Source organism: Luteolibacter arcticus (genome assembly GCF_025950235.1).
GTDB lineage: Bacteria > Verrucomicrobiota > Verrucomicrobiia > Verrucomicrobiales > Akkermansiaceae > Haloferula > Haloferula arctica.
In genome coordinates, this window is sequence record NZ_JAPDDT010000004.1 from 226852 (window position 1) to 249581 (window position 22730).

Consider the following 22730-nt stretch of genomic DNA (forward strand, 5'->3'; position numbering starts at 1 on the left):
GCGTGATGCCATCTTCATGAATCGACACTTCCTGACCCTCGCGCCGCTGGCGCTCGTCATGGCCTCTTGCGAAACCGGCAACGTGATCTCCAGCGGTAACTTCGACCCGCTGACACCGCCCGGATCCACCCGCACCCCGACTGCGGCTTCGCGCGGCCTGAAGCCGGGCTCCTACGTCCGCGCCAGCATGGAAGCTGCGTTCTTCAAGGGCCGCCCCAGCGGTAGCTCCACCGCGGAGAAGATGCTGCCCGCCAATACCGAAATGAAGATCATTTCCGACGACGGCAGCTATGCGAAGGTCGAGCTGGCCAGCGGTGAAGTCGGCTACGTCCCCTCCGTGCTGGTCGCCGACCAGGCTGCCGCCCAGTCGCAAGTCTCGCCCGACGCCATCCAAGTTTACCCCCCCGCCCCGGGAAGCCTTCCCCCGCTGGTCGATCCCGGCACCCCGACGATCCCACCGGTGATCGATCCCGATGCGGAGATGGTGGTCCCGGACGCCCCGCCGATCCCGGAAACCGAGCCGGTGGTCCCGCCCTCGGAGCCCGCGCCGCTCCCGCCCGGCAACGAGTCCCCGAGCGAGCCGCAGGTCGAGCAGTGATCTCATTCCAAACAAAAAGGCCGCGGGTGATTCCCGCGGCCTTTTTGTTTTGGAAATCTCAAGCCAGCGACTGGAGCGCTGCCTTCACCGCCTCGAAGTCAGGCAGATCCTTCGGGTGATCCTGCACTTCGGCGTAGCGGATCACGCCTTCCTTATCGATCACGAAGGCGGAACGCTTCGCCACACCGCCCATGATCAGGTTCGCCTCGGGCAGGAATTGCTCGTAAGCCACGCCGTAGGCCTTGGCGACCGTGTGCTCGTAGTCGCTCAGCAGCGGCAGCGTGATGCCCGACTTCTGGGCCCAGGCCTCCTGCGCGAACGGATTGTCGCCGGAGATCGCGAACACCTTGGCGTCGAGCGCGTCGTAGTCGGAGATGCCCCCGGAAATGTCGCACAGCTCGGTGGTGCAGACGCCGGTGAAGGCCATCGGCACGAACAGCAGCACGAGGTTCGACTTGCCGATTTGCTCCGACAGCTTCACGAGCTGCGGTCCTTCGGCGGTCTTGGTAACGAGGGTGAAATCGGGGGCTTGGTCGCCAACTTGGAGAGGCATGGTTTCAGAGGTTGTTCTGGAAAGAGCGGCCACTATAGGTTCCGTCACCCGACGGTCAACGGCACCCGCGATATGACACAGGAATTCTCAAACTTCGGCCGGCAGCTCGCCGGTGGCAGCGGCATCGAGGAACTCATGGACGACCTGGGCCACGCCCTGGCCACCGGGGGTCCGGACATCTGCATGCTCGGCGGTGGCCAGCCGGCCCACATCCCGGAGGTCAATGCCCTGTGGCGCCGCCGCATGGAGGAAATCCTCGCCGAACCCGGCGCGATGGAACGCACGCTAGCAAACTACGATCCGCCGCGAGGAAACCCGAAGTTTATCGCCGCCGTCGCTTCCCTCTTCCATCGCGAGTTCGGCTGGAAGGTCGGCCCGCAGCACGTCGCCGTGACCTCGGGCGGCCAGACCGCCTTCTTCTTCCTTTTCAACCTGCTCGCCGGTGAAATGCCGGACGGACGCCGCAAGAAGATCCTGCTGCCGCTGGTCCCTGAATACATCGGCTACGCGAACCAAGGCTCCTGCGGCGACCTCTTCCGCGCCGTCCCGCCGAAGATCGAGAAGACCGGCCCGCATGAATTCAAATACCGGGTGGACTTCGACGCGCTGAAGGTGACCGACGACATCGCCGCGATCTGCGTCTCCCGCCCGACCAATCCGACCGGTAACGTCCTCACGGATGAAGAAATCGCCCGGCTCTCTGATCTCGCGAAGGCGCACGATATTCCACTGATCATCGACAACGCCTACGGCGCGCCGTTTCCGAACATCATCTTCACCGAAGCCAAGCCGGTGTGGGATGACCACATCATCCTCACCCTGAGCCTGTCGAAGATCGGCCTGCCCGGCACCCGCACCGGCATCGTGATCGCTAACCCGAAGATCGCCGCCGCCGTCGCCTCGATGAGCGCGGTGATCGGCCTCGCGAACCCGAACATCGGCCAGGCCATCGCCCAGCCGCTGGTGGAGAGCGGCGAGATCCTGCGCCTCGCCAATGAGACCGTGCGACCCTTCTACATCGAGAAGTCCAGCCAGGCCCGCGAGTTCGTCGCCGAAAGTTTCGGCGGAGATTTCGACTACTACGTTCATCGTAGTGAAGGCGCGCTCTTCCTTTGGCTGTGGTTCCCCGGCCTGCCGATCACTTCGCGTGAACTCTACGAGCGGCTCAAGAAGCGCGGAGTGCTGATCATCTCCGGCCACTACTTCTTCTTCGGCCACGACGATGAATCCTGGCGTCACCGCCACGAGTGCCTGCGGATGACCTTCACGATGGACGAGAGCATCGTCCGCCGTGGCATCCGCATCATCGGCGAGGAAGTGCGCCGGGCGCATGAAGAAGCGGCAGTCGGGGTATAAGGAGCGTGGACATTCTGTCCACGCCGTGTCGACAGGATGTCGACACTCCTTATTTCACCGGCAGCACCGCGTAGTCCTCCGGCGGCCGGCAATCGTGCAGCATGTAGCGGCGCATGAAGCTCACCAGACCGCGGCTGTATTTCCGCCGCGTGAACGCACCGGAAGCCATCGACGCGATGTGCTTGGTCATGTGGTTCTCGATGAAATTGATGCCCGGCCAGCCCTTGAACTTCGCCGAGAACTTCGTGCCGGTCTCATACATCGAGAAGATCCCGCCGTCGTAGAAGTGCCGGATCAGCTCCCACCAGCTCTTGTGCCAATCGTGCAGCTCGTCCTCCGCCGCAGCGAATCCCGCTGCCATATCTTCCGGCCGGTCGAGCACGTCCTGACCTTTTGAAAACACGTGCTCGTCAAACAAGCGCGCCGACTCCAGCGCCATGAACAAACCCGGTGAGAGCATGGGATCGACAAAGCCGAACGAATCCCCGCAGGCCGCCCAACCCGGGCCGTGACCGCGGTCGGAGACGAGCTGGTAGTTCGTGTAGGTCATCACCGGCGTAACCCGCTTCGCATCCTTCGAGTGCTCCTTCAACAGCGGCTCGTTCGCCAGCGCGAAGGCCATGCGCTCCTCGGGCGTGTCCCCATAGGTCTTCGCCGCGTCCTTATGAACGACAACGCCCACGGAAAGCCGGCCAGGCAGCGGAATGCGCCAGCTCCAGCCGCGCTCGAGGATGGTGATCACCACCTGTCCATCCGGCGGGAAGTCGTGCGTGAAATTTTCGTAGTGCGCGAAGTAGGCGATATCCCTGCGTTCCCCGGTCTTCGCGCCGATCCCCAGCGTCCGCGCGAACAAGCGCGCCCGGCCGGTGGCATCGATCAGGAGGCGCGGGTGTCCGGTTAGCCCGGCCGCGGTTAGAGACTCGGCGGAAAGCTGGATCTCCCGTTCAGCATCGCCTTTCTCGACCGTCGCCCGATGGGTCACGAACCGTGCGCCGAGTTCCTCCGCCCGCTCGCGCAAGGTATCGTCGAACTGCGGGCGCGGGATATTATACGCATAGGGCACGGTGCCGGCGACCACTCCGAAGGTGAAATCGACCCGGCTGCCATGGCGGTGCAGGAAGGTCACGCCCGGCTTGTGCTGCGAGTAGCCCTTCACCTTTTCCTCGATGCCGAGACGCTGCATCACCGGCACGGTGGCGGGGACCAGCGACTCGCCGACCAGCAGTTCGGGGCGCTTGGCGTCGTCGAAAACCAAGACCTTGAATCCGCGCTGCGACAACAGGGCGGCCAGCGTCGAGCCCGCCGGCCCGGCTCCGAGGATGGCGACATCGGGTGTCATGCGGCGGGAGAGTTGCCGCGCCGTCCGGGTCTGCGAAGTCAAAAGTCCCGGCGTGCGTCATCCTCTGCCGAAGAATCGGTGTAACAGTAGCGGCCCACCGTGGTAAGTGAGGCCAAGCCCATGCCCGAGCACGACGCCGCTTTCTTCGCCTCCACCCGCTGGACGATCGTGTGCGATGCTGCGAGCGGCGGTGATGCCGTGGCAACGGAGGCCCTCGGTGCCCTCTTCCGAACCTACTGGCAGCCGCTTTACCGCTATGCCCGGCGGCGGGGAAAATCGAAGGAGGACGCGGAAGACCTGGTGCAGGGATTCTTCGGCCATCTGCTTGAAGCCCGGGCACTGCGCGACACGAGCCGCGACAAGGGCCGCTTCCGCGCCTTCCTGCTGGCCTCCTTCAATCACTGGATGATCAACACATGGAAGCGCGAGACCCGGCTGAAGCGCGGCCGCGGCATTCCTGCACTGTCATTCGATTGGGAGGAGGCGGAGTCCGGCTTGAAACTGGAGCCCGCCGACGACAGGAGCCCCGACCGCTTGTTCGACCGCGAGTGGGCGCTGACTCTGTTAGGCAAGGTGCTCGATGACCTCGAAGCAGCCAGCCGCGACGAGGGCGACCTTCGCTTTGATCGCTTGAAGCCGTGCCTGACGGCTGACTCCAGCCGCATTCCCTACGCGTCTCTGGCGGCGGACCTGGAGATGAGCGAGGGTGCCCTGCGGGTCGCCGTCCACCGGCTGCGCAAGCGCTACCGCGCCTTGCTGACGGAGGAGATCGCGCGCACGCTGTCCTCGCCCGAGGCGGTGGAGGATGAAATGCAGGCGTTGTTCGCGGTGCTGGCTGGCTGAAGATTTTTCGTAACGAATTCCGCCGCGGCTTTTTGACGGAGGCAGAGCACCATGACCCAGCCCCATTCATCCCCCTGCCCCGACTGTGGCGCGCCCCTGCCCGCTGATTCGCCGCAAGCGCTTTGCCCGGCGTGCCTGCTCCGGCAGGCGCTGGCATCCCGGACCATCGTGGCCGGCCAAGCGAGCACTCCCCCGCTGCCGCCGCCCTCGCCGGAGGAGATCGCGGACAAGTTTCCCCAATTCGAGATCACCGAATGCCTCGGCAGCGGCGGCATGGGCGTGGTTTACAGGGCCCGCCAGAAGTCGCTCGACCGTTGGGTCGCGATCAAGATCCTGCCGCCGGAGAAGATCGGCAACGAGCGCTTCGCCGAACGCTTCGCCCGCGAGGCCCAGACCCTGGCGCGGATGAATCACCCGAACATCGTCACCGTCTTCGACTATGGCGAGACCGGCGGCCTGTTCTACATCGTGATGGAGTCGTGGACGGAGTGAATCTCCGCGATCTGCTGCGCGAAGGGAAACTGGAGCCGGAGCAAGCGCTGGCGATCGTGCCGCCGATCTGCGAGGCGCTGCAGTACGCGCATGACAAGGGCATCGTCCACCGCGACATCAAGCCGGAGAACCTTTTGTTAGATCGCGATGGCCGCATCAAGATCGCCGATTTCGGGATCGCCTCGCTGGTCGGTGCCGGCGCGGAGCTGGCGGGCACGCCGCCCTACATGGCTCCCGAGCAAAGCGGTGCGCGCACGAAGGTCGATCATCGTACGGACATCTACGCGCTCGGCGTGGTGCTCTATGAAATGCTCACCGGCGAGCGACCGGCGAAGGATCTCGTCGCGCCCTCAAAGAAGGTGCAGATGGATGTGCGGCTCGATGAAATGGTGCTGCGCGCCCTCGATCAGGATCCCGAGCGCCGCTATCAAACCGCGGAGGAGTTTCGCACGATGGTGGAAACGGTCGGAGCCCCCGCCGCGCCGCCCGCGATGCCCGCAGCAGCTCCCGCCAAGCGAGGTGCCTTTGCCCGCTTCTGGTGGCTCTTTCTCGTGATGATCCCGGTCGGAGTCGTGCTGGGACTCGGAGTGGGCACCCTGCTGCTGGGTCTGGCCCCGAAAAAGTATGAAGCGAAAACGGTCCTCCTAATCAGGCCGGAGCCGGTCGATCTGAATGCTCCCACCTCCCTCGCCACTTGGATGGAAGCCATCAAGTCGCAGAAGACCTTGAGCGAAGTTGCCACGTTGCTGGACCTAAGCAATCGATGGAACACGACAGACTTTCAAGTCGCAACCACCTTGAGATCCATCGTCAGCGTGGATGAAATCCGCGGGACCTCCCTGATCCAGGTTCGCGTTCGCTACCCGGATCGAAAAGATGCTACTAAAATCGCGAGCACGCTGGCCCAGGTCTTCCGCGAGCGCTCGGGCAACACCACCTCGGGCGAAGCGATCGTCATCGTGCACGAGGAAGCCGTGGCACCGCTGAGACCGATCTCTCCAAACACCACCATCTTCCTCGGAGCCGCCGCCGGAGCCGGCCTGGTGCTGTCGCCACTGGCAGCGTTACTGCTGATCGTGGTGCTGGGTCGCGGCCGAGTCCGCGGCTGCCTAATCGTCTGCGGAGTGCTGTTTCTAACAGGGTGTGCCACGGCCGCCGTCATCTGGACGATGAGTGCCAAGCGATCACCGCAGGCTCCCCGGACCAGCTCTTCTCTGTCCACGCCGGCTGCTGCGGCCCGGCTGATGGCCACCTTGCGGATCATCGACATGCCGGTGAGGCAGGAGATCCCACAGTCCACCGAAGCCTTGAGCCCGGAAATGCGGGTGCTTGCGGTGCTGAGAAGCGTCATCGCCACAGACAAGGAAGAAGAATTGCTCATCCCGTTTATTCCCGGCCGCGAGGTGATTGGTGAATGCCGTCTCCCCCGCGAGGGAGCGCTTATGATTCGGGCGCACTTGAAGGACGGAGTCGTCACCTATGACCTCGAAGGTTTCGAAACAGGGGCGGGAGGTCCGGCGCGGACGAGCCTTGGGAGTTATCATGTCCCCTTGGGCGAGCCCGGCTTTCTGGATGAAAGGTTCGCCGCCCGCGGACGCAAGCAAGTCGCCCTGCTTTCCTTTGAGATCAATGATTCCGCCCCGGGACCACGTCCGCCGGCTACCGGTGGCTATGCTTATGGCCCCGTGATCGAGCGCGTGGTTTCCGACTGGAACTTTTCCACCACGAACTGCCTGATCGACCTCGACACGGGCAAGTTGTTCAGCATTGCCCCTGACTCCGGCCTGATTGTTCTTCCGCAGCAAGACCCGGATTGGGAGGGCTACCTAGAGAAGGAAATCCAGCCAACATCTGACGGAGCGATCGTAACGGACGCATTCGGCTTGGCACATGGCGACGGCCACGAACGGAAGCCTGGCCTAGTCGGCACTCACTTGCTCACTGCCCCTTACACTTGGAAGTCGAAAGATGCCGCGCTCCTGATGGATGCCTTCAATCTTAAAGATCTGGAGGAAATGCGGAAGCTGCCGACGCTGACCGCCATGCCGTTCCCATCATATTTCGAAGCGCAGGACGACGTTGCATGGGCGTTTTGTACGAGCGAGGGCCGCAGGGGACTGTTGCAAGTGATCGGTTTAAGCGACGACCGGAAAGGCGTGAAGATCCGCTACAAGCTCGTCGACGAACCTTCCGTAGGTTGGGATGGCACGGCCGGACTTCCTCCATCACTTGGCAGCACTCCGGAGGAAATACTCTTGCCTGGAGGCTTGTCCCCAAAGAACGGCTACCAGGTCAGGATCCGGGGATTTCCCGACGACCTGCCATTCAGCTACAGCATTCATATTTACGGGAAGGACAAGAAGGAGCTGATCTACACGCTTCCCCAAGCCGGGGGCTATCTTCGCTATTCGGCAGCGAAGGACCAATGTACGGTCTATTGGCATCACTCGGGTGAATTCGTAATCATCACGGATCGCGGCACCCAGCGATCGAAAGAGATCTACCTGCTCGCGGTTTCCGGAGACAAGGCGGAGCGCGTGGCACTCCCCGATTTCGTTGCGAACGCTCTCGGCCGGGTCGATGCCACCCGTAGTTATCGCGGAAGCATCGCCACACCCCGGCGATGGGAAGGAGACGACCTGCATCTGGATCTCGGGCTCGACACACTGAAAGGGCACTTCAACTGTCAGGTGGTCCTGGAGTTACAGCACGGCCCCAATACAGCCCCGCGAGTCATCCTGAAGAGCTGCACGACTCCCCAGCCCCCGAACGAGTGAACTGCCTCGCGTCTTGCCGTGCGAGACGCGGTCGACTAACAACAAGGCGTGTCCGATGCCCGATCGACCGCGGTTGCCCTTGCCAAGCGTCTCAAGGACGCGGGGCACACCGCGTACTTCGCCGGCGGCTGCGTACGCGACCGGCTGTTAGGAAAGCAGCCGAAGGACTACGACATCGCCACCTCGGCGATTCCGGAGCAAGTGTTGAAGTTGTTTCCCGGGGCAAACGAGGTAGGTGCGCACTTCGGCGTGGTGATCGCCAAGTCGCATGGCCATCACATCGAGATCGCGACCTTCCGCACTGATGGCTCGTATCGCGATGGCCGGAGGCCGGAAACGGTGAGCTTTTCGACGCCGGAGGAAGACGCGCAACGGCGTGACTTCACGATCAATGGGCTCTTCGAGAATCCGGAGACCGGCGAGGTGATCGACTTCGTCGGCGGCCGGGAGGATCTCGCGACCGGTGTCTTGCGAGCGATCGGCGAGCCTGCGGCGCGCTTTGCGGAGGACTCGCTGCGGCTGATGCGTGCGGCGCGGTTCGCGGTGACGCTCGGCTTCGAGATCGAGCCCGCGACGTGGGCGGCGATGTGCGAGCATGCCGATGGCCTGGCGCGGATCTCGCCGGAGCGGATTCGCGATGAGTTCTCGCGAATGATCGTGCTGCCAAAACGGGCACGGGCACTGGAGCTGCTCGTGGACTCCCGCTTGATCCAGCACTTCCTGCCAGAGGTGCTGGCACTCATCGGCTGCGAACAGCCGCCCGAATGGCATCCAGAGGGCGACGTCTTCACGCACACGAAGATCATGCTGACGATGTTAGAGAACGACGCACCGCTGGAGCTGTGCCTCGCGGTGCTGCTGCATGATATCGCCAAGCCACCGACCCAGACTCTCGATGGCGAGCGGATCCGCTTCAACGGCCACGACGCACTCGGCGCGACAATGGCGGAGGAAATCCTGCGCCGGCTGAAGTATCCGAACGACGTCATCGAAGCGGTGAGCTTCATGGTCTCACGTCACATGCAGTTCATGAATGTGCAGCAGATGCGGGTGGCGAAGCTGAAGCGCTTCATGGCGGAGCCGACCTTTCCGCTGGAGCTGGAGTTGCATCGGGTGGATTGCGCGTCGTCGAATGGCTTCACGGAGAACCTGGAGTTCGTGAAAGCCAAGCAGACCGATTTCGCAGCCCAACCGCTGATCCCGTCGCCGCTGGTGACAGGCCGGGACCTGATCGCCCTCGGCCTGAACCCCGGGCCGCTTTTCAAGGAACTGCTGGAGGCGGTGCAGACCGAACAACTCGAGGGGCGTCTGTTAGAACGCGAGAAGGCCATTGAGTGGGTAAAGGAGCGGATCTAGCAGCACCTTTCGAGCCTCCACGGGACCTATGCCAGCCAGGATCCGACTGGCGCAGTCCGATCCGCTATCCTCGCGATAGATCAGGATGCATGTCGCCTGCGACAGCAAGCTCACACCTTCTCGATACCGCTTCGCGCAAGACCTCGCAGAGCAACGGAACCTGTGGGTGTATAACTTTTCCCGCAGCATAAATTCGTTCTAGATCACTCAGCGTTTCGGAAACTTGAGTGCCGGTGAGGATAATCTCGTCATCATAACCAATTGACACCATCGCCTTGAGGGGAGAATCGCTTTCTGGCTCTTTGCAGTAGTCGAAGAGCAGCTCGTAGAACCTCTGATCAAGGTAGATCACCTTCTTGGACCAATCTACCTCTGAACAAGCTTCGTGAAAACAAACGAGGAGCGCCATGTCGTCATTCCTTTCCAATCATGGGCGAAACTTGAATGAAGGCAGGAAAAGGTGACCTGCCTGCCACCCTGCCTGCGATCGAGCAACGTGCCACCTCTCACCAAAACCACGTGAAGCTCGCCCGCAGCGTCCGCGGCTCCGTCGGGTGGAAATGGATGTCATCCACGCCGCCGGCCGGTTCACCGGGAAGCCTAGACGCATAGTAGTACTCGATGTCGTTGTCGGCGCGGTCGAGCAGGTTGAGGCAATCGAGCGCGAGTTCCCAGTTCTCGGTTCGGTAGCCGGCGCGGGCATTCACCATGAAGGATTCGCTGCCCTGCACGCCCTTCGTGGCGGTCAAAGGACGCTCACAGAAATAACGGCCGCGCAGCGCGCCGAAGAAGCCGGTGCCACCGCCCAGCGTGATGCCGCTCGAAATCACGACCGGGACCTGGTTCTCCACCCACGGGCCGCCGGTGGACCAGATGTCATTGTAGCGGCCCTCGGCCAACGAGACTTCCGCATCCACGGCGAGCCAGTTGTTAGGCCGGTAGTAGCCGGCGAACTCGATCCCGTAACGCGTGGTCGCCGGACCCGCTTCCACATTACCGGCGTCGCCGACGTAAAGCAGCTCCGAGTCATTAAACAGCGCCCACAATGCGACCGTGGTCGTGAAGCACTGCGTCCACTGGCTGCGAGTGCCGAGCTCGGTCCCCCAAGTGCGCACGATCGGATCGACAGACTGAGCCGGCGCTCCCGTGTTCGGGTCGATCTTGAGGTTCACGCCGCGCGGGTCGTTGCTGTGGAAGCCTCCGCCGAGATTCAGGTAGTACTCGTGATGGTCGCCGGGGCTGAAGATCAGGTTGAGCTTCGGCACGATCATCGCGTCCACTTCGCCGCCGCTGTTGGCAGGCAGGTCACTATCCACCTGGCTCACGAAGAGATCGCCGCGCACACCGGCCTCGGTGCGGAACCACTCGGTCCATGTCGTTTTCGATTCGGCATAGAGCGAGTAGCTGCCGATGAAGACATCGTCCTCGCGCACCGTGGCCAATTCGTTTCGCGCGACGGTGTCCGAGAGCCCGAGATCGCTGATCCAGTCGTTCTGCGTCTGGAAGCCGAAGGTGTAGGTGGTTCCGGCATTGAAGATCTGCCGGTTTTCCAGATCCACGGCGAAGTCGGCACCGGCGAAGCCACGGGCATCCGACTGGTGGAATTGGTCGCCATTGACCGGATCGTCGAGGAAGTAGGTGAAGTTCGAGAACAGATCGAGATCGTAGTAACCGGCCCACGCCTTGCCGCGGATCACGGTATCCTGATCGCGCATGCCGAAGGTGGTCGAAAGCGAGTAGCGCTGCGACTCGCCGCCGTCCGTGGGATCGATGTAGCCGAAGCGATCGATCTGCCCGCCGGCCACCGCACGCAGCGCGATCTGGTCGGTGGCCCGCCACTCGCCCTGCGAACCGAGGAAGGTGATGTTGAAATAGTTGTCCTCATCCCCGCGATGCCAGCGGACGATGCCATTGAAGCGGCTCGCGTCCTCATCCAGCACCCACGGGCCTTCGTAGTAGGTCGCCTCGCCGCCGAAGGTAAGCACGCCGCCCCAGGCATCGACCGAGTCGCCGAAGACCCCGCGCCAGTAGTTGTCCTCGCCGAAGGTCACGCCCGCGAACCCGTGCTCCAGTTCATTCACCAGCGAAAACTCGGCGGCACCCGCGGTGGTCATGTCACCCCGCTCGGTGAAGAACGGTCCCTTCTGGTAGTCGAGCTGCTGGACGAACTCGGGGATGATGAAATTGATGTCGGTGTAGCCTTGGCCGTGGGCGTGCGCGCGGTTGTTCGCTGGCATTCCATCGACGAAGACCCCGAAATCGGTGCCGTGGTCGAGGTTGTAGCCGCGGACGAAATACTGGTTCGCCTTGCCGTCGCCAGAATGCTGGGTGACCACCAGCCCGGGCACGGATTCCAGCAGTTCGCCCTTCCGCAGCCACGGCCGCTCCAGCAGTTCCTCACGGGATGCCTGCCCTTTCGAGGCCGTTTCCGCCTCGCCGAGCATGAATTCCGCCTTTCCGCTGACGATCAGCGGGGTCAGCTCGCTAGCGATATCGTGCGCTTGGAGCGTGGCGGTTCCTAGGGCCAGCAGCAGCAGCGGGGAGCGGGAGAACATGCCGCCGATTCAAGCGCCCCGGGCGGGGCTGACAACCGCTTTCCGGGAGCGATTCCGAGGCCACGCATTTCTGTCATACAAATTTTTGACTTTCCGCCACGCTTTAGGAAAAGTGCGCTCAGCAAACCCGTATTCTTTCACTCATGCGTCCGCACACTTTCGTCGCCGCCCTGCTCGGCACTCTCCAGCTCGCCGCCCAGCAGGGCGATAATAAGGCGCACACCAAGATGGACCCGGTCGTTCCGGAGAAGGACATCCCACCTTCGCCGGTGCTGTCGGTAGACGATGCCTTGAAGAGCTTCAAGATCGCGCCCGGCTTCGTCATCGAGCCCGTGGTCACCGAACCGCTGGTGGAAAAGCCGGTCTGCATCGACTTCGACCCCGCCGGCCGGATGTGGGTCTGCGAGATGCGCGGCTACATGCCGGACATCGATGGCGCTGGCGAGAAGACCCCCGAAGGCCGAATCTCCGTGCTCGAGGACACCGATGGCGACGGCACGGCCGACAAGAAAACCGTCTTTCTCGACAAGGTGCTGCTCCCCCGCGCGGTGACCGTATTCGAAGACGGCATCCTTTTCCTCGATGAAAATCGCCTGTGCTGGGCCAAACGCGACGGCCTCAAGATCGTCGGCGAACCAGAGGTGATCGACCAGAAATTCAACGGCGGCGGTAACGTCGAGCACAAGCCGAACGGGCTGATGCCCGACCTGGACAACTGGCTCTACCTCGCCAAGTCCGAGAAGCGGCTGCGCCGGGTCAACGGCAAGTGGCAGATCGAGCCGACCTCGTTCCGCGGTCAGTGGGGCATCGCCCGCGACGACTGGGGCCGCCTCTACCACAACCACAATTCCGCCTTCATGTTCGGCGAAAGCCTCGCCCCGAACCTGCTGCAGGGAAATCCGGCGGTGAAGATGAAGTACAACGATACCGCCGCGCTCGGCAACAATCGCACCTGGCCGGTCCGCGTCACACCAGGATTGAACCGCGCCTACCTCTCGAAGGCCAACGGCTACAACGAGCAGACGCTCGATCCGAAGACCCACAAGCTGATCAACTGCACTGCCGCCGCCGGTCTCACCGTCTATCGCGGCACGAATTTCCCGAAGGACTGGTATGGCACGGGATTCTCCACCGAATCCTCGGTCAATCTCGTGAAGGCGATCAAGATCGAGGAGAACGATGGCAAGCTGAGCGGCACCCACCCTCTCGGCGAGAAGGAATTCCTCGCCTCCACCGACGAGCGCTTCCGGCCGGTGAACGTGTACACGGCACCGGATGGCTCGCTCTACCTGGTGGACATGTATCACGGCATCATCCAGCACAAGACCTACCAGACCACCTATCTGCGCCAGCAGCACCTCTCGCGGGGGCTGGACAAGCCGGGCTTCGGCCACGGCCGCATCTACCGCATCCGTAGTACGTCCGGAAAGCTGGAGCCAAAGGTGGACATCGGCGCGCTCAAGGGGCTCGACCTCGTGAAGATGCTGATGCATGCGAACGCTTGGCACCGCGAAACGGCCCAGCGCGTAATGGTGCAGAGCAAGGATGCGGCACTGGTGCCATTGCTCGCGAAGCTCGCAGCCAGCGGACCGCCGGTCGCCCGCGTCCACGCATTCTGGACGCTGGAAGGAATGGGCGAGCTGAAGTCCGAGCATCTCAAGGCCGCACTGACGGACAAGGATCCGAAGGTCCAGTCGTCCGCCTTGTGGGCCTGCACCCGCCTCGATCCGGCGGAGCTTTCCAAGATCGAAGCCGGGCTGGTCGCGCTCAAGCCCGCCGCGCCGGAGGTGGCCCCCTATCTGGCCCGCGTGCTCGGTTCGCTCGGCACGCAGAAGGCACTCGACGCGCTCGCGGCGCTTTTGAAGGACGAGTCGAAGGTCCGCTTTATCCGCGAGGCCGCCGTCTCGGGCCTGCATGGCCACGAGGCCGAGTTCCAGAAGCTGGCCGACCCGAAGGACAAGGCCCTCGCCGGCTGGCTTGAACAGGGTGCGAAGAACGGCCCCGCCAAATCCGACGGACCTTCGCTCAAGGGAGCGGAGCTGGCATCCTTCAACCGCGGCAAGGCGCTCTTCGCCGGTGAAGCGGTCTGCTTTAGCTGCCATGGACCGGACGGAAGCGGCGTCGTCGGCCTCGGCCCGCCGCTCGATGGCTCCGAGTGGGTCACCGGCAAGCCGGAGATCCTGATCAATATCATGCTCCACGGCATGACCGGGCCGGTCACCGTAGCGGGTGTGGAGTACAAGCCGACCGCCGACATGCCGTCGCTGGGAGTGAATCCGATGTTCACCGACCAGAAGCTCGCCGACATCGCGACCTACGTCCGCAATGAGTGGGACAACAAGGCCCCCGCCGTCACCGAGGAGACGGTCAAGAAGCAGCGCGATGCCACCAAGGATCGCGCTGGCAAGCCATGGACGGCTGGCGAATTGAAGTAACGGCCCCTTCCAAATTTACGCGGCCCGACCGGATTTCGGTCGGGCCGTTTTGTATTCAGGAGGAGTGCACAGGGCCAGACCTATGGGTCCTATAGGTCGTATGGGACCTATTCCGCGAAACGAAAAAGCCCGGAGCACCTCGCGGCGTCCGGGCTTGGGAAAAGCAGTCTCGGCACCTCTTCAGCCCGTCACGCGCATCGGCATGATCACGTAGAGGAAGCTGCCATCGATGCGGACGACGCCGGGGCTCATCTCGTCGATCAGGTCGAGGTAAACGGTGTCGCTTTCGAGGTTGCGCAGCGGGGCCATCAGGAACTCCGGATTGAACGCGATCTGCATCGCCTTGCCGCCGTAGGCGACCTCCATCGTTTCGCGAGCTTCACCGACATCCGGCGAGTTGGCGGTGACTTCCACGACATTCTCGCCGAAGACGAGCTTCACCGAGTTCGACTTGTCGGAAGACAGCAGCGAAACGCGGCGGACGGTGTCGAGGGTCGATTCACGTGGCAGCTCGACGCGCTCGGTCGAGTCGCCCGGGATCACTTGGCGGTAGTTCGGGTAGTTGCCCTCGATCAGCTTGCTGATCAGCAGGTGCTCCCCGATGGAGAAGGAAATCTGGCTGTCGGAAAGGCGGATGAGCACTTCGCCGGCTTCGCCGAGCAAGCGCTGGAGTTCTTGGACCGCCTTGGTCGGCACGATCACGTCGGTCTCGTGGCTGGCCGGGAAATCGAGGTCGTTCTCGACCATCGCGAGGCGGCGGCCGTCGGTGGCGACGAGCGTCAGCTTGCCATCGCGGAACGAGGTGTAGATGCCGTTCAGCACGTAGCGGGTCTCGTCGGTCGAGATCGCATAGGAAGTCTTCTTGAGGCCGTCGCGCAGCAATTGCTGCGGCATGCGGAATTCCTTGGCGCCGTCGAAGTCCGGGAGCGGCGGGAAGTCGTCCTGGCCCAGGCCGATGATCTTGAAGAACGACGGGCCGCTCTGGATCGAGGCGACATTCTTGGCATCGACGGTGATCTCGACCTCGCTGGCCGGAAGCTCGCGGACGATGTTGACGAGGCGCTTGGCCGGCAGAGTAGTCGCGCCTTCCTTTTCGATCTTGGCCTCGACCGAGCCGGTGATGCCGACATCAAGGTCCGTGGTGGTAAACGTCAGACGGCCGTTTTTCGCCACCAGCAACACGTTCGAAAGGATCGGCAGGGTCGTGCGGGTGCTGACCACGTGCTGGACCTTCTGCAGCCCCTCAAGGAGGGCTTCTTTGGAAATGCTGAACTTCATGGGGAAAAGCGGGAGACGCGTTGGCTGGGCGCGATGCTCTCCGCAATCTCTAACCCTTGGCAAGCCAATCTATCGGGAATGCCATGGAAGGCCGCCCACTTCGGACGACCTCCCGGAATTTCAAAAAATCCCCGGCGGTTTCAACGCCTCAACGAGGCCTCGATCACCCCGATCGAATCCCGGGTCGAGGGGTCCAGTTCCATCTGCGCGGTGATCCGTTTTACCGCATGGATGACCGTCCCGTGATCCCGTCCGCCGAAGGCCTCGCCGATCTCCATGAGAGACTGCTTGGTGAGCGTCCGGCTCAGGTACATGGCGATCTGGCGGGGAAAAGCGATGCTGGCCGGGCGGCGGCGACTGGTCATGTCGGCCAGACGCACGTCATAATGGTCGGCCACGGCACGCTGGATGGAGTCGACGGTCACCTGCTTGCCTGTTTCCTCCCGCAGCAGGTCGCGCAGCAGGTGCTCCACGCGATCCTCGGTCACGCGCTCGCCGGCGAGCGAGGCAAAGGTGGCCACCCGCATGAGGGCGCCCTCGAGGCGGCGGACATTGCTGCGGATGCGCTCAGCCAGGAAACGGATGATCCCCTCCTCGACCTTCACCTTCCACTCGTCGCGCTTCTTCTGGAGAATGGCGAGCCGGGTCTCGAAGACCGGCGGCTGGATCTCTACGGTGAGCCCGCATTCGAAACGGGATACCAGGCGCGGCTCGAGGCTCTTGATCTCGCTGGCCGGGCGATCGCTGGTGAGGACGACCTGGCAACGGCCATCCAGCAGCGAATTGAAGGTGTGGAAGAATTCCTCCTGCGAGCGCTCCTTGCCACCGATGAACTGGATGTCGTCGATCAACATCAGCTCGGCGTGGCGATAGCGCTTGCGGAAGCGCTCAAGGTCGCCTTTCCGGACGGCATCGATGAACTCGTTGGTGAACTTTTCGCAGGTCAGATAGACGACCCGTGAGGTCGGCGAGCTGCGCAAATACGCTTGGCCGATGGCCTGCATGAGGTGGGTCTTGCCGAGCCCGGAGCCGCCATGGATGAAGAGCGGGTTGTAGCCCGGGCCCTTGCGCTTGCCGACGGCCTCGCAGGCCGCGTGGGCGAACTGGCTGTTCGCGCCGACGACGAAATTATCGAGCGTGAACTGCGGATTGAGACCGGAGGTTTTGAGGCGTTTCTCAAACGGCACCTCACCCGCTGCCGAAGCGACGTTCACCGAGCGGGCTGGCACCGCGCGGTCGAGGTCGGAGACCGGTTCAAGGATCTCCGGGAGCTTGTCCTCCACCACCAGCTTCACCCCGCGGACGCCTTCCATCGTTTCCGCCACCGCGGTGGCGAGTTCCGGCATGTAGTTCGTCTCGATCCACACCTGGTGAATGTCATTCGGCACGGCCACCACTGCCTTCGAATCCTCCACTGCCACCAACCGCGAAGCCCGGAACCAGCGCTGGTAAGCGTCCTTGCTCACCAGACCACCGAGAACTTCGCAGGTTGCCTCCCATTGAGCGGCGACGTCGGTGACGGCCGTCATTGCATCCTCTTCGAACTCCTCAGAATCCATGTTTGTCACGTGTGTAATCAGAAAATGGTTTTTGTGTGCCGCGCCCCTTTCCCAAGCAGTTGTTTGGGAGCTCCCCGAAGCGCGGCGGGGAGGAGGGATAGCCTGTCCTCCACGGCGAGTGGGATTCAAATTTCACCTGCTCTAACAGCTCCTGCGCCCGCTCCCACTTTCCACAAGCGTTCCACGACAGAAGTTTTTTAAACCTTGACCCCTACTTTCCTTAATTTTCCCGAAAGATCCGGGGTGCATCCCCATCCCCAAAAGGCGCTCACCGTTTGAAATCAACGGATTTCCGCACCTCGGATGTGACATAAAATTTCATTCGGATACGTTGAGCGCGCGGAACTCCTTACATACGAAAGGAAAGCGACGTGGACCCGCCTTTCGCTTGTCGCCCTGCACGTGACGGGAAAGACTCCGCCGCATGTCCGGAGCCGGTTTCGACCTCGCCATCATCGTCGTTTACTTCGTGGTGATCATCGGCATCGGGCTTTACGCCGCGCGGGGCCAGAAAACGATGGAGACCTACGCGCTGGGCAACCGCTCGATGCCATGGTGGGCGGTCCTCGCGTCGATTCTCGCATCTGAAATTTCCGCCGGCACTTTCCTCGGCACACCGAGCGAAGGCTACGCCAAGCTGAACTTCCTCTACGCCCAGCTCGTGATCGGCACGATCATCGCACGGCTGCTGGTGGCCGCGGTCTTCATCAAGCCCTTCTACGACCTTAAGGTGGTGAGCATCTACGAGTTCCTGGAGATCCGCTTCGGCCGGATGACGCGAAGGATCTCGTCGTTCGTGTTCCTGCTCACGCGCTCCTTGGCCAGCGGCTCGCGGATCTTCGTCGCAGCCATCTTGCTGGTGCTCGCGTGGGAGGTGCTGCATCCGGCATTCCGCCAGCTCGAGGGCGAGGCACGGTTCCAGCAGGAGCTTTTTATCTACGTCGGCGCGGTGGTGGTCATCACTTTCCTGACCGCACTCTACACCACCCTCGGAGGCATCAAGGCCGTGGTCTGGACCGACCTCATCCAAGTCAGCCTGATGTTCGGCTCCGCGATCTACGTGTTCTTCTGGCTGCTTGGAAAAACCGGCGGATGGGGCGGCTTCTTCGAGTCGATCAAGACTCCCGCCTTTGTCGATACAGGCATCGATTCCACCAAAGGCTTCGGCGAGAACGTCCGCGGGATCCTCACGCAGGAATACACGCTGTGGGCGGCCTTCCTCGGCTCCGTCTTCACCACGCTGGCAACCCACGGCACCGATCAGGACATGGTGCAGCGGATGCTCACGTCGAAGGACCACAAGAAAGGCCAGCGCGCGGTGATTCTCTCGGGTCTGATCGATCTGCCGGTGGTGATCGGCTTCCTCGCCATCGGAATCCTGCTCTTCCGTTTCTACACGCAGAATGCCGATCGCGCCCCGGCACACGATCCTGGCATCTTCGCTTGGTTCATGGTTCACGATCTCGCGCCCGGGCTGCGCGGTCTGCTGGCCGCCGGCCTTTTCGCCACCGCGATGGGCTCGCTGAGCACGGCCCTCAACGCACTGGCCACCACCTTTACGAAAGACTGGTATGTCGGCTACTTCCGTCCGAATGCGTCGTCGAATGAGCAGTTCAAGGCAGCGCGTTGGGCTACCGCGGGTTTTGCGGTGCTGCTCGCTCTCATTGGCATCGGCACTGCATTCATCAAGCTGAAGAATCCCGACCTCCGCATCATCCCCATCGTCCTCGGCAGCTTCGGCTACACCTATGGCTCGCTGCTCGGGGTGTTCCTGATCGGCATGCTCACCAAGACCCGCGGGACTTGCCGGGGCAACGCGATCGCGATGGCCGCAGGCCTGCTGGTCGTCTGCTTTTTCTCCAGCGCGCACAATGACGTTTACGACATCTTCCACGACAAGGAGGCCAAAGTCCGCAAGGCCCTCGTCGCCCTGAAGGCCGCGCCCGCCTACTCCACTTTCGCCACCTCCTTCCAACCGGCCACGCCCGAACTCGTCGCCCAGGTCGTCGAAAAGACCAAGCTTCCGGAAGCCGAGGTCCGAGACCTCTGGGCCAGTCGCACCAGCCACGAACCGTGGTACCTGCCATCGTGGGTGCCGGTGATTGCCTTCACCTGGCGCATCATGCTGGGCACGCTGGTCACCGTGATGGTGGGCCTGTGCTTCCCGCGCAAGGGAGCCGCCTACGTCGCCCAATCCGCCTGAGCCTGAACCATGCACGACGACCTCGCCGACCTGCTCCGCCGCCGCAAGGAAACCATCGCCGACCACGCGTTCCGCGACCGCGATCCCGCCGCGCACCTTGAGTCCCTGAAATCGGTCTCCGAGGAAATCCTCGCGTGGCATCAGGCGCATCGCGGCGAGATCCCGGCACGGCTTGAGCATTTCCTGACGAATTGCTCGTTCGATAAGGCGCTCGTTTTCCTCGAAAGCGGCGGCACGTGGACCGGTCACTGAGGAATTTCCACACCGCTCTTGCCCGGCCCCGGAGTCGCCCCCTAGTCTCCGCGCCGAGCAATTCATGGGCGGAGCGGCACCACACATCATCGGTATTCTTCCAGCGCGCTGGGGGTCCACTCGCTTCCCCGGAAAGCCCCTCCACCTCATTGCCGGCAAGCCGCTCGTCCAGCACGTCTGGGAGCAGTGCCGGAAATGCACGCGCCTCGACGACCTCTACATCGCCACCGATGACGAGCGGATCTTCGCTGCTGCGGAGAGCTTCGGCGCCAAGGCCATCATGACCTCGCCCGAGCACCCGACCGGCACTGATCGCTTGGCCGAGGCCGTCCGCTCGCTCCCACAAGTCGACATCATCGTCAATATCCAGGGCGACGAACCGCTGATCGATCCAGCCCTCGTCGACGAACTCGCCGCCGCGATGGCCGCCGACGCTTCGCTCGACATGGCGACCGCCGCCAACCCGCTCGATCCCGACGATCCCGCGGTGCAGGATCCGAACGTCGTGAAAGTCGTCACCGCACTCGACGGCCGCGCGCTCTACTTCTCCCGCTCTCCCCTGCCCTTCTTCCGCAATGCGGTCGAAGGCCTGCCCGTCTATCGTCACAAGGGGATCTACGCATACCGTCGTACTTTCCTTGAGCGCTTCGTCACCTGGCCCCCCTCTCCGCTCGAGCGGGCCGAATCGCTCGAACAACTCCGCGCCCTTGAAAACGGCGCGTCCATCAAGGTCTTGCCTACCCACGACACCTCGCCCGGTGTCGACACTCCCGAACAGGCCGCCCACGTCGAATCCATCCTTACCAGCCAACTGTCCCACCCATGAAATACATCTTCGTCACCGGCGGCGTCGTCTCGTCTCTCGGCAAAGGCCTCGCCGCGGCCTCCATCGGCGCGCTGCTCGAGCACCGGGGGCTCAAGACGCTGATGCAGAAATTCGACCCCTACCTCAACGTAGACCCGGGCACCATGTCGCCCTACCAGCACGGCGAGGTGTACGTCCTCGACGACGGTGCGGAGACCGACCTCGACCTCGGCCACTACGAACGCTTCACCTCCGGCGTGATGTCGCGGCTGAATAACCTGACCTCCGGCCAGGTCTTCGACGCCGTCATCAAGAAGGAGCGCAGGGGCGAATACCTCGGCAAGACGGTGCAGTTCATCCCGCACGTCACCGACGAGATTAAATCCCGCCTTCACGCCGTCACCGACAACAACCCCGACGTGGATGTGCTGATCACCGAGATCGGTGGCACCGTCGGCGACATGGAAGGACTCCTTTTCATCGAAGCCCTACGCCAGTTCGCGCTCGAAGTCGGCAAGGACAACGTCTGCTTCATCCACGTCACGCTGCTGCCTTTCATCAAGGCGGCCGGCGAGGTGAAGACCAAGCCGACCCAGCAGTCCGTCGCCAAACTCCGCGAACTCGGCATCCAGCCGGACATCATCATCTGCCGCACCGAAGCCGACCTCGACGAGGACAACCGCAAGAAGATCGCGATGTTCTGCAACGTGGAGAAGAAGAACGTGGTCGCCTTCCGCGATGTCGCCCACACGATCTACGAATGCCCGCTGGACCTGCGCCGCGACAAGATCGACCGCCTCGTGGTGGACAGGATCGGTCTCGGCCATACACCTTCTCCAGCCCTTGACGATTGGGAGCATTTCGTCCGCCGCGTCATCCACCCGAAGAACAAGGTGACCATCGCCGTCGCCGGCAAATACATCGAGCTGCAGGACGCGTACAAGTCGATCTACGAATCGCTGATCCACGCCGGCGCGCACCACGACACCAAGGTCAACATCATCCGCGTCGAAGCCGAGGCGATCGAGGACCACGGCGCAAAGGCGGTCATTGGCGAGGTCGATGGCATCCTCGTCCCCGGCGGCTTCGGTGATCGCGGCATCGAGGGCAAGATCCAAGCGGCCCAATACGCGCGGGAAAACAACATCCCGTATTTCGGCATCTGCCTCGGGATGCAGATCGCGACCATCGAGTTCGCGCGCAATGTCTGCAAGCTGCGTGGCGCAAACTCGACCGAGTTCGACAAGAACACGCCATTCCCCGTCATCTGCCTACAGGAAGAGCAGAAGGGCGTGGAGGACATGGGCGCCACCATGCGCCTCGGTTCCTGCGAGAGCATCGTCTTCGCCGGCACCAAGGCCGCCGACCTCTACGGCAATGCGGATCGCATTCATGAACGCCACCGCCACCGGTATGAGTTCAACTCCGACTTCCAGGAAAAGCTCCAGGATTGCGGGCTGGTCATCTCCTCGGTCTCCGAGAAGGAAGGCCTCGTTGAAATCGTCGAGCTGCCGAATCACCCCTTCTTCGTGGGCGCGCAGTTCCACCCCGAGTTCCAGTCGAAGCCGAACAAGCCGCACCCGCTGTTCGCCGGCTTCGTGAAGGCATCGCTCGAGCGCGCGCAGGCTCAGTGACGCCCGGCAAGCTGGCGCAGCCGCCGCCGTTGCTCGCGGCGGCGAGTCTGGTTCCGAACCACCAGCGCGGTCGCGAGAAGCGCGATGCCGCTGCCGGTCGCGATGAGCAGGCCCAGGTGCATGGCTTCGGAAAGGTTCGGCACTTCCATCTTGTAACCGAGGCCGAGCAAAAGCGCGCCACCGCCGAAGATCACCAGCGCCCACAGTCCGAGGATGAATCCGCTGATCACCATCGACGCCGTGGCAAAGCCATCGGTCGGAACACCGGCGGCCTCAGACTGCCGCTTCGAGATCACGGCGCAGATCAGGGCCGGGATTACGGCGATCCCGAAGCTCAGGATGGCTGCCACCGCGAGGATGAATGCCGCGAGGCCGGTCTTCTCATGATTCTCTTTCATGGCGCGTTCTACCGTACACCATGCCCGGATGGTCCCCGCCGCGGCAAGCCCGCATTTGCCGGCTATGCCTCCGGTTCCCCCTCGGTCTCCGACTCCACCAGCGTCGCACCCCGCACCAAGCGGCAGAATTCCTTTTTCGGCAGCACGTGGTGCTCGCCTTCCTTCGTGGACAGGTCGGCCATCGTCTTGTAGGCCACTTCGAATCGCTCCAGCCGCGTGATCCGGATGAACTCCGCGCCCTTCTTCCACAACTGGTCCTGCTGCAAACGCATGCCGCAGCCTGACGCACGCGCCCCG

17 protein-coding genes and 1 pseudogene are annotated in these 22730 nt (G+C 62.8%); 10 read left to right on the forward strand and 8 right to left on the reverse strand.

What is annotated here, in order from left to right; genetic code table 11:
• Positions 1-16: 16 nt before the first annotated feature.
• Positions 17-598 (forward strand): SH3 domain-containing protein, encoded by a 582-nt coding sequence (locus OKA05_RS11795; RefSeq protein ID WP_264487342.1) that lies wholly within the window; start codon positions 17-19, stop codon positions 596-598.
• Between the two features lie 58 nt (positions 599-656).
• Here OKA05_RS11795 and OKA05_RS11800 read toward each other — a convergent pair whose 3' ends face one another.
• Positions 657-1151 carry a redoxin domain-containing protein gene (locus OKA05_RS11800; protein WP_264487343.1) on the reverse strand — a complete coding sequence of 165 codons (495 nt, stop codon included), beginning with the start codon at positions 1149-1151 and terminating at the stop codon, positions 657-659.
• A 72-nt stretch (positions 1152-1223) separates the two neighbouring features.
• Between OKA05_RS11800 and OKA05_RS11805 the strand changes: the two genes are divergently transcribed.
• The gene (locus tag OKA05_RS11805; RefSeq protein WP_264487344.1) at positions 1224-2507 is read left to right on the forward strand and encodes a valine--pyruvate transaminase; all 1284 of its coding nucleotides are present in this window, start codon (positions 1224-1226) and stop codon (positions 2505-2507) included.
• Between the two features lie 49 nt (positions 2508-2556).
• Here OKA05_RS11805 and OKA05_RS11810 read toward each other — a convergent pair whose 3' ends face one another.
• Positions 2557-3846 carry an NAD(P)/FAD-dependent oxidoreductase gene (locus OKA05_RS11810; protein ID WP_264487345.1) on the reverse strand — a complete coding sequence of 430 codons (1290 nt, stop codon included), beginning with the start codon at positions 3844-3846 and terminating at the stop codon, positions 2557-2559.
• A gap of 120 nt (positions 3847-3966) precedes the next feature.
• Here OKA05_RS11810 and OKA05_RS11815 point away from each other — a divergent pair, with 120 nt between their 5' ends.
• From OKA05_RS11815 to OKA05_RS11825, 3 genes and pseudogenes are all read left to right on the forward strand, one after another.
• Complete coding sequence (locus OKA05_RS11815; RefSeq protein WP_264487346.1) at positions 3967-4689, forward strand: RNA polymerase sigma factor; 723 nt, start codon at positions 3967-3969, stop codon at positions 4687-4689.
• 273 nt (positions 4690-4962) lie between these two features.
• Positions 4963-7958 (forward strand): annotated as a pseudogene (locus OKA05_RS11820) (protein kinase domain-containing protein).
• A gap of 48 nt (positions 7959-8006) precedes the next feature.
• A complete protein-coding gene (locus tag OKA05_RS11825) occupies positions 8007-9314 on the forward strand; it encodes a CCA tRNA nucleotidyltransferase (protein ID WP_264487347.1) in 1308 nt (435 codons plus the stop codon).
• A 64-nt stretch (positions 9315-9378) separates the two neighbouring features.
• On the opposite strand, the gene OKA05_RS11830 is transcribed toward OKA05_RS11825, so the two are convergent.
• The gene (locus OKA05_RS11830) at positions 9379-9723 is read right to left on the reverse strand and encodes a hypothetical protein (RefSeq protein WP_264487348.1); all 345 of its coding nucleotides are present in this window, start codon (positions 9721-9723) and stop codon (positions 9379-9381) included.
• Between the two features lie 97 nt (positions 9724-9820).
• Positions 9821-11869, reverse strand: a complete 2049-nt coding sequence (locus OKA05_RS11835) for a TonB-dependent receptor (protein ID WP_264487349.1) — start codon at positions 11867-11869, stop codon at positions 9821-9823.
• 143 nt (positions 11870-12012) lie between these two features.
• On the opposite strand from OKA05_RS11835, the gene OKA05_RS11840 reads away from it, so the two are divergent.
• Positions 12013-14304, forward strand: a complete 2292-nt coding sequence (locus tag OKA05_RS11840; protein ID WP_264487350.1) for a DUF7133 domain-containing protein — start codon at positions 12013-12015, stop codon at positions 14302-14304.
• Between the two features lie 180 nt (positions 14305-14484).
• Here OKA05_RS11840 and dnaN read toward each other — a convergent pair whose 3' ends face one another.
• Both dnaN and dnaA read right to left on the reverse strand, forming a co-directional pair.
• Positions 14485-15582 carry a DNA polymerase III subunit beta gene (dnaN, locus tag OKA05_RS11845; RefSeq protein ID WP_264487351.1) on the reverse strand — a complete coding sequence of 366 codons (1098 nt, stop codon included), beginning with the start codon at positions 15580-15582 and terminating at the stop codon, positions 14485-14487.
• 140 nt (positions 15583-15722) lie between these two features.
• Positions 15723-17141: a chromosomal replication initiator protein DnaA gene (dnaA, locus tag OKA05_RS11850; protein WP_264487352.1), complete on the reverse strand. Its 1419-nt coding sequence runs from the start codon at positions 17139-17141 to the stop codon at positions 15723-15725.
• Positions 17142-17565: 424 nt separating this feature from the next.
• Here dnaA and OKA05_RS11855 point away from each other — a divergent pair, with 424 nt between their 5' ends.
• The 4 genes from OKA05_RS11855 to pyrG all read left to right on the forward strand — a co-directional run bounded on the left by OKA05_RS11855 (position 17566) and on the right by pyrG (position 22035).
• A complete protein-coding gene (locus OKA05_RS11855; RefSeq protein WP_264487353.1) occupies positions 17566-19344 on the forward strand; it encodes a sodium:solute symporter family transporter in 1779 nt (592 codons plus the stop codon).
• A gap of 9 nt (positions 19345-19353) precedes the next feature.
• Positions 19354-19596 carry a hypothetical protein gene (locus OKA05_RS11860; RefSeq protein ID WP_264487354.1) on the forward strand — a complete coding sequence of 81 codons (243 nt, stop codon included), beginning with the start codon at positions 19354-19356 and terminating at the stop codon, positions 19594-19596.
• Between the two features lie 64 nt (positions 19597-19660).
• Positions 19661-20422, forward strand: a complete 762-nt coding sequence (gene kdsB / locus OKA05_RS11865; protein ID WP_264487355.1) for a 3-deoxy-manno-octulosonate cytidylyltransferase — start codon at positions 19661-19663, stop codon at positions 20420-20422.
• Positions 20419-22035 carry a CTP synthase gene (gene pyrG / locus OKA05_RS11870; RefSeq protein WP_264487356.1) on the forward strand — a complete coding sequence of 539 codons (1617 nt, stop codon included), beginning with the start codon at positions 20419-20421 and terminating at the stop codon, positions 22033-22035. The genes kdsB and pyrG overlap by 4 nt, the downstream gene beginning before the upstream one ends.
• Here the strand turns inward: pyrG and OKA05_RS11875 are convergent.
• Positions 22029-22433, reverse strand: coding sequence for a hypothetical protein (locus OKA05_RS11875; protein WP_264487357.1), 405 nt, complete (start codon positions 22431-22433; stop codon positions 22029-22031). The genes pyrG and OKA05_RS11875 overlap by 7 nt on opposite strands.
• 62 nt (positions 22434-22495) lie before the next feature.
• A complete protein-coding gene (locus OKA05_RS11880) occupies positions 22496-22705 on the reverse strand; it encodes a hypothetical protein (RefSeq protein ID WP_264487358.1) in 210 nt (69 codons plus the stop codon).
• Positions 22706-22730: the final 25 nt, after the last annotated feature.

What these genes read in the sequence shown, in the direction of transcription:
- OKA05_RS11795 (WP_264487342.1), top strand. Translation starts at nt 17, where the DNA reads ATGAATCGACACTTCCTGACCCTCGCGCCGCTGGCGCTCGTCATGGCC.
- OKA05_RS11800 (WP_264487343.1), bottom strand. Translation starts at nt 1,151, where the DNA reads ATGCCTCTCCAAGTTGGCGACCAAGCCCCCGATTTCACCCTCGTTACC.
- OKA05_RS11805 (WP_264487344.1), top strand. Translation starts at nt 1,224, where the DNA reads ATGACACAGGAATTCTCAAACTTCGGCCGGCAGCTCGCCGGTGGCAGC.
- OKA05_RS11810 (WP_264487345.1), bottom strand. Translation starts at nt 3,846, where the DNA reads ATGACACCCGATGTCGCCATCCTCGGAGCCGGGCCGGCGGGCTCGACG.
- OKA05_RS11815 (WP_264487346.1), top strand. Translation starts at nt 3,967, where the DNA reads ATGCCCGAGCACGACGCCGCTTTCTTCGCCTCCACCCGCTGGACGATC.
- OKA05_RS11830 (WP_264487348.1), bottom strand. Translation starts at nt 9,723, where the DNA reads ATGGCGCTCCTCGTTTGTTTTCACGAAGCTTGTTCAGAGGTAGATTGG.
- OKA05_RS11835 (WP_264487349.1), bottom strand. Translation starts at nt 11,869, where the DNA reads ATGTTCTCCCGCTCCCCGCTGCTGCTGCTGGCCCTAGGAACCGCCACG.
- OKA05_RS11840 (WP_264487350.1), top strand. Translation starts at nt 12,013, where the DNA reads ATGCGTCCGCACACTTTCGTCGCCGCCCTGCTCGGCACTCTCCAGCTC.
- dnaN (WP_264487351.1), bottom strand. Translation starts at nt 15,582, where the DNA reads ATGAAGTTCAGCATTTCCAAAGAAGCCCTCCTTGAGGGGCTGCAGAAG.
- dnaA (WP_264487352.1), bottom strand. Translation starts at nt 17,141, where the DNA reads ATGGATTCTGAGGAGTTCGAAGAGGATGCAATGACGGCCGTCACCGAC.
- OKA05_RS11855 (WP_264487353.1), top strand. Translation starts at nt 17,566, where the DNA reads ATGTCCGGAGCCGGTTTCGACCTCGCCATCATCGTCGTTTACTTCGTG.
- OKA05_RS11860 (WP_264487354.1), top strand. Translation starts at nt 19,354, where the DNA reads ATGCACGACGACCTCGCCGACCTGCTCCGCCGCCGCAAGGAAACCATC.
- kdsB (WP_264487355.1), top strand. Translation starts at nt 19,661, where the DNA reads ATGGGCGGAGCGGCACCACACATCATCGGTATTCTTCCAGCGCGCTGG.
- pyrG (WP_264487356.1), top strand. Translation starts at nt 20,419, where the DNA reads ATGAAATACATCTTCGTCACCGGCGGCGTCGTCTCGTCTCTCGGCAAA.
- OKA05_RS11875 (WP_264487357.1), bottom strand. Translation starts at nt 22,433, where the DNA reads ATGAAAGAGAATCATGAGAAGACCGGCCTCGCGGCATTCATCCTCGCG.
- OKA05_RS11880 (WP_264487358.1), bottom strand. Translation starts at nt 22,705, where the DNA reads ATGCGTTTGCAGCAGGACCAGTTGTGGAAGAAGGGCGCGGAGTTCATC.